The organism is Candidatus Methanoperedens sp. BLZ2, assembly GCF_002487355.1.
Classification (GTDB): domain Archaea; phylum Halobacteriota; class Methanosarcinia; order Methanosarcinales; family Methanoperedenaceae; genus Methanoperedens.
This window is the reverse complement of sequence record NZ_NTMG01000044.1, coordinates 38670-48535: the sequence shown is the minus strand read 5'-3', so window position 1 is coordinate 48535 and position 9866 is coordinate 38670. Positions and strand designations below refer to the sequence as shown.

Genomic DNA, 9866 nt, shown 5'->3' with positions numbered 1-9866 from the left:
GAGCAGACCCATGCAGTGGGATTTTAACCCTTTGAACATACATTCTTTTTTTTTCCTCCAAATGTTCTGTTTGTTATTCTTTCCTTCTTGTGCTTCGGGGCACGCAACGCAGATACGCATCGTGATTTTCGGGCGCGCTGAAATTTTATTGTTTTGATTTAATAATTATGGTTATGAACCGTTTTTAAATTGAATTTCAATTATCCCATGCTCTTCTATCGTTATTCGGTTTTCCACATCCTCCAGCCCAAATCATCCCTGTGCTCCTTCCTTTCGCTGACTAAGCGCCCGGATTTGGAGCGAGGCCCCAATTGCCTGAAAATATATCCATTTACTCAGGTTACTATTTTATATCTCATCAGCCAAATACAATATTATAATTCAGGAGCAAGAAATGACAGATACCATCCAGTCACTCAAGATCCGTATCGACGCCCTTGAAACAGAGCTTAACATCATGCGTAGAATGCATGGTGTAATTATGGAGAAAAAAGACCCGAAAGCATGGGATAGATTACATGCTGTTGGCAAGGAAATAACAAAAGAGTGGAAAAGTAAAAAACCAAGCTGGCAGCTAATATCCGAAGCAAGAAGATAATATGTACTGCATAGATGCCAGTGTTTTCATAAATTCCGAAATGTGAAATTAATCAGCCTTGATAAACAGCAGAGTGAGAGAGCTGCGGAGTGTATTGAGGTAGCATCGCCACAGGACGAACTAAAGAATTATTAAACATTTCAATTTTAAAATTCTACAACCTTTGTGTTAATCCCTGCTAAATTTCCGCTAAGCCTTTCGACTACATCCCGTTACGGTATGTATGAATAAATTACGTAACGCTAAATGGATCAAAAAATTGCGTAACGTATTCTCTTATTTGCGGTTTTTTTCAAAATGTTTATCAGTTCCCGCTGTAATTTTGCACCTATGTTATCACATGACGAATTGATCTTCCTCATCAATGAAAAGCCCCCCCTTGTCGAAAAAATGATCGACCCGGATATCCAGGTCCAGCCCAACGGTGTCGAACTGACCCTTGCGCGCGTGGAATTTCATGACGGTCCAGGCTTTATCGCTTTTGATAACTCGGAAAGGAAACTCCCGCAGACAAAAAACCTTGAGTTCGATGAGAAAGGGTGGCTGCATTTACCACAGGGAAGCTATAAGATCGTATTCAACGAGGTCGTGAACATCCCCAAAGATATCGCAGCGATCGCAAAACCGCGCTCAAGCTTACTCCGCTGCGGTGTGACCGTGGAAACTGCTGTATGGGATGCGGGTTACAGCGGAAGATCCGAGAGCCTTCTTGTTGTATATAATGAGAAGGGATTCAGGGTAAAAAAAGATGCACGTGTTCTGCAGCTTTTGTTTTTCAGGCTTGGGGAAGAGGTCAGGAAAGGATATTCCGGCGTATACCAGAATGAGAATATCTGAAAAAAGCTTTAATTTATATTAGTGAAAGTCATATGGGCAGTGGCGAAATCTATGAATATACTTGATGTTACAGAAGATAAAATCTTCAAAACTCTGGGCAAAGGCAAAGCTCCTGAATCCAAACCAAAAGAAAAATCCAGTCTTAAAAAGGAAGTTGAACCTTTCGATTTCAGCCGCCTTTTAGAATGAATGTCGGGTTATGATCGAGATGCTTCAATGCATTATCGATCTTTTTGCCATATCTAAATAGTACTTCATTTTACAACTCTGCTCCACCAGCGCCGTAATAAAATAAGCTTCCTCCAGCGTTTTTCCAGCAGAAAATGTCCCGTGGCCAAAAACGATAACGCCTTTATGGGTGCGAAGCGCCTGCGAGGTTTTATCTGCAAGTCCTGGCGATCCGGTAGCGCCTTTCACTACTGGTATTTCCTGAAGGAAATATTCACCTTCGATGTTTATCGGGACAATGGTTTCATTTTCAACAAGCATTGACTCAATAACCGAAAAAAAAGGATGTGCATGGATGATCGTAAGTGCAGGAGTATTTTTGTATATAGTCCTGTGGACTATGGTCTCTGATGAAGCAATGGTATCAAGATTTGAGGATTTATCAATATCCAGTTCCACAACACTGTTCTTGTTAATCTCATCAAGATGAACTCCAGTTCTGGTGATAAGCATCTTATCGCCATTACGGATACTGATATTCCCGAATTGCGATTCCACAAGCCCGCTGTCAACGAGTTTTTTCCCGAATTTTGCAAAATCCCTTATTTCCTGGTATTTCGAAAGCGCCATGTTCTCATCCAAAAGTAAAAGCACTTTTGCATAGTTTATTCAGTACGCATTCCCCGCACAGTGGTTTCCTGGCCCTGCATATTTTTCGTCCATGATGTATCAGAAGAAGTGTTAAAATATCCCAATCATTCTTAGGAATGATCTTCATAAGATCTTTTTCAATTTTTTCTGGATCCGTGTTAGCAGTCAATCCCAGCCTGAAAGCAATCCTTTTTACATGAGTATCAACAGCTATCCCTTCAATTTTCCCGAACCCGCCTGATAATATAATATTTGCAGTCTTTCGCCCCACACCCGGGAGCGTAAGGAGAGTTTCCATGGTATCAGGGACTTTTGAATCAAAATCATTAACGATTATTTTAGACAATTCCTTAATATTTTTTGCCTTGTTCCTGTAGAATCCTGTCGAATAAATGTCCTTTTCAAGTTCTTCCTGGGAGGTTTTGATATAATCCTGTGGTGTCCTGTACTTCTTAAAGAGTATTTTTGTGACCCCATTTACCTGCTTATCCGTGCATTGTGCGGATAGAATTGTAGCGATCAATAATTCCAGGGGATCTGAATAATGAAGTGCGATCTTTACTCCGGGATATTCTTTTTTCAATAAGGCGATTATTTCATTAGCCGTATCATCCGCCATATTCACTAATATTTGATGCAACATAGTTAAGAGTTTTGACAGACCGATATGTATAAATGCTAGCATTGTCTAATTATTTATCATAAGGAATGGAGGTAAAATTTTATGGCTAAAGAAACTGCATCAAAACCTACCACATCGCCCGCGTCTTCGTGGTGGAGTGAAAGAGGTAAAATAACAGCAAGGAAATCCGAAACAGAAGCTGCAAAAACAACAGCAAGGAAATCCGAAACAGGAACTGCAAAACCAAAAAGGAAAGTGAGAACAAAGAAAGCCACCAAAGCAGAATCAGGACAAACATATTATTGTGAGGTTTGCGGATGTGAAATGGTCTGCGCTTCAGATAGCGCAGGTGAAGTTATCTGCTGCGAAGAACCGATGTGTCTTGTCGTCGTCTGATTTCACATTTTTTTCTTTTTGATCTTCATTTCAAGAATTGGCGGGACGGGAACTTCAAACCCGATAATTCCGCACGCTTGACCCCTTTTTTCTGTATCATGACTTTGAATGTCTCGCCCATATCCATTATCAGCGATTTTAGGGGAAGCATTTTCTTATAATAATCCATTGGACTTTTTTCCTGCAAATCCTTCAGGTACTCGTCAATCCCGAGCCCCATTAGAAAATGCGCCTGGTCTGTGAAACCGCTCAATTCAAACCCGGATTTTCGTCCCCAGTGATCCAATGCCGAGAAATTGACATGAGATGTCATATCCTGTTCCCCGATATGCTCAAACGGCGACTCATTCACCGAGTGGTTATAATAGCACATTAGAGTGCCGAGGTTCCTGTATTCCTGGTAAAGCTCACTGGATGGATAACCGTAATCTATCGTTATGACAAAACCCTTTTTTAAAGCTGAACTGATCTCCCGGATCCATTTTATCATATCAAGATTTATTTCTGTGCGATATCCAGAAGGCAATGTTATATTCAGTTCTTTGAAATAATCCTTTAGTTGAGTAGAAGCAGGTTTTAATACCTCAATGAAATTTTTTTCATACCCCACAAAGACCTCCATGAGTTCATTTTCCATTACTACCACATGCACGGGAAATGCATCCGGAAGTTCATTGGAAAAAATACAACCCTCCATTCCCTTAAGATCGTTTATCGAATCGAGCCATTTTATGTTTTCATCACTCAATCGTTTTTTTTGTTCTTTTCGCAAAGAAGGGCTTTTTTCCACGATGCAGTAATTTAATTTCTGGATAAATTCGTGATTTCTTTTTAGATATGATAATACATCTCCTGAAAGAATACCCATTCCAGCGCCCATTTCCACAACAGTGAATTCTTTTTCTCCAAGTATATGCCACATCTCTTCGATTTGTCTTCCCAGCAGTTCACCAAATGCGGAAGTGAGATTTGAACTTGTATAATAATCTCCTGCTCGTCCTATTTTCTCTTTATCTGATGTGTAAAACCCAAGCCCGGGGTAGTAAAATGCCATTTCCATGAAATCATGAAAAGAAATAAGTCCTTGCTGTTTGATCTTCTGGACTATAAGCCTGGATAATGTCATAGCGATAAAAAGCAATGAAAATGAATGGTTCAGTATTTGTACGAATCAACCTCTTCCAATGCTTTTGTCTCTTTTTTCAGAGGCTGGTCTTTGACATCCACATCGTGAAAATCTGTTTTCTGTATTTCTTTAACCTTTCCAATATTCGCGGCAATTTTTCGAAGTGATTCCATGCTTTCTTTCGTCTGCGGCTTAGGCTGTGGTTTTGCTCTTCCTTTTTTCAATTTATAACCCAGCGGCTTTAATTCCGATTTTAAAAGTCCAAGCTCGACTTTTCGTTTATTTATCAGGTCAAGGATTGGCTTTCGTGCATTTTCAGGCAATTTCTCAAGCATCCGCTCAAGATTTTCAAGGGATTTATCTTTTTCAGGCTGCTTCTCCAATTTCTTTTCCAGTTCCTTATTTGTAGTATCGTTATCCATAATAATATTCTATATGTTTTAGTTAGCCCTTAATTCTTTCATATGCTGAATTCTTTTCATGATGAGCTCATCTGTTCCGATATCACGCCTGCTGTGCAATTCTCCTTTCAAACATGACAGGCCATCCTGGGCCTTCTTTTCTGCGTCCCTGATAGTATCAGCAATCCCAAGGACAGCAAGAGCCCTTGAACCAGTCGTATATATTTTATTATCTTTCTCATACACGCTTGAATAGAAAAGAAGAGAATCTTTCATTTTATCAATTTCCACAATAGAATCCTTTACCGGATCATCAGGATAGCCTGAAGGGACTGCATACTTGCATACCGTTGCCTGTTTTTTAAATTTGACATTGATCTTATCAAGTGTCCCGCTGACAATATTTGAACAGACCTCAAGGAAATCATTTTCAAGAAGAGGCAGAACATTCATTGCCTCCGGGTCTCCAAAGCGCGCATTGAATTCTATGACCGATATACCATAAGCCGTTGCCATGAACTGGCCATACAGTATGCCCTGGTAAGGAACACCTGTTTCTTTCTGGATTGCCCTCACTGTATCGTTCATGATTCTTTTGGCATCGATGTAATCGGATTCTTTCATAAAAGGCAAAATATCTTTTGAATCATTGTATGAGCCCATCCCGCCTGTATTGGGCCCTTTATCGCCATCGAACGCCCGTTTATGATCCTGAACCGAAGGAGCAAACGCAAGGGTTTTACCATCAACGAATGCCTGTACCGTAAATTCCTCGCCAATCAACCGCTCTTCGATCACAACATCGTCATTTTTCAGGACTTCTTTTGCATAGTCCTTCGCACCTTCAATGCCAAAATGGTCTCCCATCACCCTGACGCCTTTTCCACCTGTGAGACCTGCTGGTTTTATCACGACATCACCCAGCTCGTCGATGAATTCATCTGTACCGCTTTCTCCCTTCCTGAACACTTTAAAACCCGGACATCCCGGAATTCTGTATTTTGTCATAAAATCGCGGGTCCATGCCTTGTCAAATTCAATCCGGGCTGCAAGCCGCAGCGGCCCGACGACCGGGATCCCGGCATTCCATAACCTATCCGAAATACCAGCCGCAAGAGGAGCTTCAGGACCTATTATGGCAAGTTCGATATTGTTTTTTACAGAAAAATCTACAACTGTCAGGTCTGTCTCCTTTATAAGCAGGAAATCTTTACATAAACGTGCTATACCGGGATTTTTCTTGCTCATAACGGCAAAAAGCTGTGGATTCTTAGAACTTCGGGCAACGGATTCTGCGATGGCGTGTTCCCTTCCTCCGCCTCCGATCAAAAGGACTTTCATAGGTACACCAGAATGTGTCTAAAAATAAAAATGTTCTGGTCTATTTGATTATTTTGAAAATGAAAAGAAACTTGAATATTGGCCTATAACAGACCCAGTCCGTCAAGTTCAAGTACTATCTTTTCAACTGCTGCTTCAGCATCTTCGGGTTTCTTTCCACCCGTTACGACCAGTTTACCTGATCCGAATAAGAGCATGACAACTTTCGGGACTGACAGCCTGTAAACAAGACCAGGGAACTGTTCAGGTTCATATTCGATATTCTCAAGTCCAAGGCCAATGGCTATGGCGTTAAGGTTCAGCACTCTTCCGAGATCGGCTGAGGCCACGATATTCTGTATCACTATTTCCGGTTTTGCTGGTATATCAACACCCATCGTCTTTAATTTATCAAACACCTTGTTAAGACCCACACCTACGTCAGCAATACTTTTTGCTCCTGTGCAGACGATCTTTCCGCTTCCGAAGATCAATGCTGCGGTTTTAGGGTTTGCAGTCCTGTAAACAACACCCGGGAATCTCTCCTTATTATAATCTGCTCCTTCAAGGACCCTGATAACTTCATTAAGGTCAAGTTTTGCCCCAATAGCTGTCGATGCAACCACATTTTCTATCTTTATAGTTTTCTTTGGTTCCGTAGTATTTACCATATTCTCACGTTTATATAGGGTATTTAAAGCTTTATATATGTTGGGGTACAATTCACCTTTTTATATTATAGATATTCAGATAAAACGAAAATATAAGATATCTTTAACTACAATGAACTTATTAAAGGCAAGAAGTGGCGGGAGAAAATCCCGCAGGGATGTGGCCTGATAAGGCTGAACCGTAAAACTACACTGGAGAAAACAATGAAATCAATGTACGCGTACATCAGGGACGCATGGAAAAAACCTGACGAATCAGATGTCGGTGAACTCTTATGGGAAAGGATGCAGGTCTGGAGACGCGAACCGGCAGTAACAAGGCTGGACCATCCGACAAGACTTGACAGGGCAAGAGCCCTTGGTTTTAAGGCCAAACAGGGTATTGCAGTCGCACGTGTGAGAATAAGACGCGGTGGCAGGCGAAAATCAAGATGGCAGCGTGGGAGACGAACCAAGCACATGGGCGTCAATAAGATCACACCCGGGAAGAGCATCCAGAGTATTGGTGAAGAGCGTGTTGCACGCAGATTCCCAAATATGCAGGTATTGAACAGTTATTGGGTAGGCCAGGACGGCAAACACAAATGGTATGAGGTAATAGTCGTTGACCCGAACCATCCTTCGATAAAGGTTGATAAAAACCTTAAATGGATGTGCAGTAATACCCAGAAAGGCCGCGTATTCAGAGGAAAGACAAGCGCAGGCAGAAAGGGCAGGGGCCAGAGGTTCAAGGGCATAGGTACCGAGAAAACAAGACCCAGCCTGAGATCTCACGACAATACTGGCAAATGAATATACATTATATCACTTTTCGGGCAAGCGTTCACGCCACCGAAAGTGATGACAGGGTAAAAACTGCCCTGTCACTTTTTCTTTTTGATAATAAAATTAATGAAACACAGACCGAAGGTCATTTTGGCAATCCGATCACCTTACTTCAGGGACAGATCAAAGGTAAAGACTGCATTCGTTTTATCGATATTTTAAAGTCAGGTTTGCCTGAATATGAACTTGAAAAGTTGAGGAAGGAACGGTGCGAGAGGGTCGATGAAGAATGCTGCTTGCATATCAGGTTCGATAAGCAGGCTGCTTTTGAAGGAAAAGTCAGGCTTGCAGCGACTGCCGATACGATTACTGCAAAAATAAAAATTAGAGCATATCCGGCCAATTACGAAAAAGCGCTTGTTGCTGCGGAAACGCTTTTCTGATCCGGCAGTTTCGGATTATTTTTTCTACCATTTTTAAAAAGCATGAAAAACAAAAATAGTCATCTCAACCATTCTTCTCTTGATATTTTTGCCTGTTTTAGTATTTTTGATATTAGGTCTACCCCGATCTTAATTTTATGAGGATTGGGAATAGTCAAAACCAGATCACCTTTTATCATAAATGGATGTTTGCCGCCAGAATAGGGTCCTTCAAAACCCAGTTCATTAAGGCGCTTAACCAAAAATTTCCAACTTACTGGGATAAGCTTAGGCAACTGCCATTTCTCCAGTTGTTTCTATATGGGAATTTCCGATAGGAGGTATTGTTAATCCTTTTCTTAATCTGATTATTATCCATTCATCGATCACTTCTTCAAGATTCTTTCTGCATTCTTCAAGAGTTTCTCCGCTTGCCCATACACCTTGAAGTTCTGGCACTTCGCCATAATATGGTTCTTCGTCATCTATTATTTCATATTTGGCATGTTCAAGTGCAGCCTTAATATATTGGATCAACATGTCTGATACCTCTTTTTCATTTATTATGATCTATTATATTATATCTTTTTGGCGCCTGATTTTTCAAGTATTAAGAAAGAGTATAGAATTTATTAATCTTTAGTGGCATAAAAATCTATTGCCTTGAGTCACTGACCTCATGATGAATCACGAGGCATCAGATAGATGCTCAGGATTTTATTTTCTCTGAGTTTCTTGATTTCTAAGTTCCAATACAGGCGCAAATATATAATTAAAAGGAGTAACATGTATCATTGCATTGATATAATAGGTAGAAAATTGTATTTTAGCAGAATGTTTATAGGGATAATCCACATTCTTGGTGGATTTTATACTATTTACGAGTTTATATAATTGTACCTGTGAAGAATCCAGTATATATTTTTTTTGAAGGTCCTTTATCAAAATGCTCAACTTGCCTTAATGCGATAGTATTAGTTGGTACGTCAAGAGATATGTCAAAAGTTCTAGGAATTCGACAACAAGAGCATTCAATTTGAAACACACAATTTATTCGAGTATACACCGGGGCACTTTGGTATTCTCTTGACTGGAGAATCATTCCTTCATTGGTAGGTTCATCAGTTATTTCCTTTACCTCTAGTGTGTTTTCGGCTTGGATTTCTATTTCATATTCATTTTTTATCTTTGCCTCCAGTGAAATTTTATTTTCAAGTATCGACTCCAATCCACCGAATAATTTTTTGAGATTAAGACCTACACTAAGGAGAATTTCTGAATTAACGCCATATTCTATAGATAAGTTTGCTTTATGGCGAACACTGACTCTGTGAACTCCATGTATATTTCTTTGAGCGATTAGTTCGGTGTGCCAATCTTTTTCTCGAATAAAAGGATTAACGATTGAGCTTACACGCAAGAGTTTTAAAGAAACTTGATTTTTAAACTTAAGAAATGATTTTTTACTTATAAGAGGTTTGTTAACTTCTATTAAGGACTCATGTAATGCACTCATCTCGTAATGTCGAAGAGCTTGTCGGATCGATTGCGTGAGTTCAGCTCGAGCATTGTCTTTGTCAATAAAACGGAAAAAGCCTAGATTCACTACGTCGGAAGCGCTCACTTTGTCGGCAAAACCCGTTAGCATTATGCATGGTATCTTTAAGCCTAAATCATCCTTTACTTTTCGGACTAACTCTGTTCCTGTCATGCCAGGCATTTCTTGGTCGGTAACCAACACTTTAATTGGATAATAACGTAATATATCAAAAGCTTGGTAAGGATCATCAGCAAGGAATGGCTCAATAGCAAGGTTAAGTCTTACCTCATTTCCCAAGTTCTCTAGAGTGCTCCTAATATCATCAACTATTAATATATCTCGTGACATA

Annotated in this window: 15 protein-coding genes; 6 read left to right on the top strand and 9 right to left on the bottom strand. The window is 40.2% G+C overall.

Annotation, left to right across the window (positions count from 1 at the left end):
- Positions 1–394: 394 nt before the first annotated feature.
- The 3 genes from CL181_RS08275 to CL181_RS20235 all read left to right on the top strand — a co-directional run bounded on the left by CL181_RS08275 (position 395) and on the right by CL181_RS20235 (position 1624).
- On the top strand, positions 395–598 hold the full coding sequence (locus tag CL181_RS08275; RefSeq protein WP_097298836.1) for a hypothetical protein: 204 nt from the start codon (positions 395–397) through the stop codon (positions 596–598).
- Between the two features lie 330 nt (positions 599–928).
- Positions 929–1435, top strand: a complete 507-nt coding sequence (locus tag CL181_RS08270; protein ID WP_097298835.1) for a deoxyuridine 5'-triphosphate nucleotidohydrolase — start codon at positions 929–931, stop codon at positions 1433–1435.
- A gap of 51 nt (positions 1436–1486) precedes the next feature.
- Entirely contained in the window at positions 1487–1624 is a 138-nt protein-coding gene (locus tag CL181_RS20235; protein WP_217993121.1) for a hypothetical protein, read from the top strand.
- Positions 1625–1648: 24 nt separating this feature from the next.
- Here CL181_RS20235 and CL181_RS08265 read toward each other — a convergent pair whose 3' ends face one another.
- Positions 1649–2233 carry an aldolase gene (locus CL181_RS08265; protein WP_097298834.1) on the bottom strand — a complete coding sequence of 195 codons (585 nt, stop codon included), beginning with the start codon at positions 2231–2233 and terminating at the stop codon, positions 1649–1651.
- 4 nt (positions 2234–2237) lie between these two features.
- Positions 2238–2873 (bottom strand): endonuclease III, encoded by a 636-nt coding sequence (gene nth, locus CL181_RS08260; protein WP_097298833.1) that lies wholly within the window; start codon positions 2871–2873, stop codon positions 2238–2240.
- A 105-nt stretch (positions 2874–2978) separates the two neighbouring features.
- Between nth and CL181_RS08255 the strand changes: the two genes are divergently transcribed.
- Positions 2979–3272 (top strand): hypothetical protein, encoded by a 294-nt coding sequence (locus CL181_RS08255; RefSeq protein WP_097298832.1) that lies wholly within the window; start codon positions 2979–2981, stop codon positions 3270–3272.
- Positions 3273–3297: 25 nt separating this feature from the next.
- Here the strand turns inward: CL181_RS08255 and CL181_RS08250 are convergent, their stop codons facing one another.
- The 4 genes from CL181_RS08250 to CL181_RS08235 all read right to left on the bottom strand — a co-directional run bounded on the left by CL181_RS08250 (position 3298) and on the right by CL181_RS08235 (position 6790).
- Positions 3298–4398 carry a class I SAM-dependent methyltransferase gene (locus CL181_RS08250; protein WP_097298843.1) on the bottom strand — a complete coding sequence of 367 codons (1101 nt, stop codon included), beginning with the start codon at positions 4396–4398 and terminating at the stop codon, positions 3298–3300.
- Between the two features lie 29 nt (positions 4399–4427).
- A complete protein-coding gene (locus CL181_RS08245; protein WP_097298831.1) occupies positions 4428–4820 on the bottom strand; it encodes a hypothetical protein in 393 nt (130 codons plus the stop codon).
- A gap of 18 nt (positions 4821–4838) precedes the next feature.
- A complete protein-coding gene (purD, locus tag CL181_RS08240) occupies positions 4839–6140 on the bottom strand; it encodes a phosphoribosylamine--glycine ligase (RefSeq protein ID WP_097298830.1) in 1302 nt (433 codons plus the stop codon).
- Positions 6141–6223: 83 nt separating this feature from the next.
- Complete coding sequence (locus CL181_RS08235; RefSeq protein WP_097298829.1) at positions 6224–6790, bottom strand: TATA-box-binding protein; 567 nt, start codon at positions 6788–6790, stop codon at positions 6224–6226.
- A gap of 204 nt (positions 6791–6994) precedes the next feature.
- Here CL181_RS08235 and CL181_RS08230 point away from each other — a divergent pair, with 204 nt between their 5' ends.
- Both CL181_RS08230 and CL181_RS08225 read left to right on the top strand, forming a co-directional pair.
- Positions 6995–7582, top strand: a complete 588-nt coding sequence (locus CL181_RS08230; RefSeq protein ID WP_217993120.1) for a 50S ribosomal protein L15e — start codon at positions 6995–6997, stop codon at positions 7580–7582.
- Positions 7579–7998 carry an RNA-binding domain-containing protein gene (locus CL181_RS08225; RefSeq protein ID WP_097298828.1) on the top strand — a complete coding sequence of 140 codons (420 nt, stop codon included), beginning with the start codon at positions 7579–7581 and terminating at the stop codon, positions 7996–7998. The genes CL181_RS08230 and CL181_RS08225 overlap by 4 nt, the downstream gene beginning before the upstream one ends.
- Before the next feature lie 59 nt (positions 7999–8057).
- On the opposite strand, the gene CL181_RS08220 is transcribed toward CL181_RS08225, so the two are convergent.
- From CL181_RS08220 to CL181_RS08210, 3 genes are all read right to left on the bottom strand, one after another.
- Complete coding sequence (locus CL181_RS08220; RefSeq protein ID WP_097298827.1) at positions 8058–8273, bottom strand: type II toxin-antitoxin system HicA family toxin; 216 nt, start codon at positions 8271–8273, stop codon at positions 8058–8060.
- Positions 8266–8517, bottom strand: coding sequence for a type II toxin-antitoxin system HicB family antitoxin (locus CL181_RS08215; protein WP_097298826.1), 252 nt, complete (start codon positions 8515–8517; stop codon positions 8266–8268). Before CL181_RS08215 ends, CL181_RS08220 begins: the two co-directional genes overlap by 8 nt.
- A gap of 346 nt (positions 8518–8863) precedes the next feature.
- Entirely contained in the window at positions 8864–9865 is a 1002-nt protein-coding gene (locus tag CL181_RS08210) for a response regulator (protein WP_097298825.1), read from the bottom strand.
- Position 9866: the final 1 nt, after the last annotated feature.

Bases quoted from the DNA above. Each gene is read 5' to 3' on its own strand.
- CL181_RS08275 (WP_097298836.1), top strand. From the start codon at position 395: ATGACAGATACCATCCAGTCACTCAAGATCCGTATCGACGCCCTTGAA.
- CL181_RS08270 (WP_097298835.1), top strand. From the start codon at position 929: ATGTTATCACATGACGAATTGATCTTCCTCATCAATGAAAAGCCCCCC.
- CL181_RS20235 (WP_217993121.1), top strand. From the start codon at position 1,487: ATGAATATACTTGATGTTACAGAAGATAAAATCTTCAAAACTCTGGGC.
- CL181_RS08265 (WP_097298834.1), bottom strand. From the start codon at position 2,233: ATGGCGCTTTCGAAATACCAGGAAATAAGGGATTTTGCAAAATTCGGG.
- nth (WP_097298833.1), bottom strand. From the start codon at position 2,873: ATGGCGGATGATACGGCTAATGAAATAATCGCCTTATTGAAAAAAGAA.
- CL181_RS08255 (WP_097298832.1), top strand. From the start codon at position 2,979: ATGGCTAAAGAAACTGCATCAAAACCTACCACATCGCCCGCGTCTTCG.
- CL181_RS08250 (WP_097298843.1), bottom strand. From the start codon at position 4,398: ATGACATTATCCAGGCTTATAGTCCAGAAGATCAAACAGCAAGGACTT.
- CL181_RS08245 (WP_097298831.1), bottom strand. From the start codon at position 4,820: ATGGATAACGATACTACAAATAAGGAACTGGAAAAGAAATTGGAGAAG.
- purD (WP_097298830.1), bottom strand. From the start codon at position 6,140: ATGAAAGTCCTTTTGATCGGAGGCGGAGGAAGGGAACACGCCATCGCA.
- CL181_RS08235 (WP_097298829.1), bottom strand. From the start codon at position 6,790: ATGGTAAATACTACGGAACCAAAGAAAACTATAAAGATAGAAAATGTG.
- CL181_RS08230 (WP_217993120.1), top strand. From the start codon at position 6,995: ATGAAATCAATGTACGCGTACATCAGGGACGCATGGAAAAAACCTGAC.
- CL181_RS08225 (WP_097298828.1), top strand. From the start codon at position 7,579: ATGAATATACATTATATCACTTTTCGGGCAAGCGTTCACGCCACCGAA.
- CL181_RS08215 (WP_097298826.1), bottom strand. From the start codon at position 8,517: ATGTTGATCCAATATATTAAGGCTGCACTTGAACATGCCAAATATGAA.
- CL181_RS08210 (WP_097298825.1), bottom strand. From the start codon at position 9,865: ATGTCACGAGATATATTAATAGTTGATGATATTAGGAGCACTCTAGAG.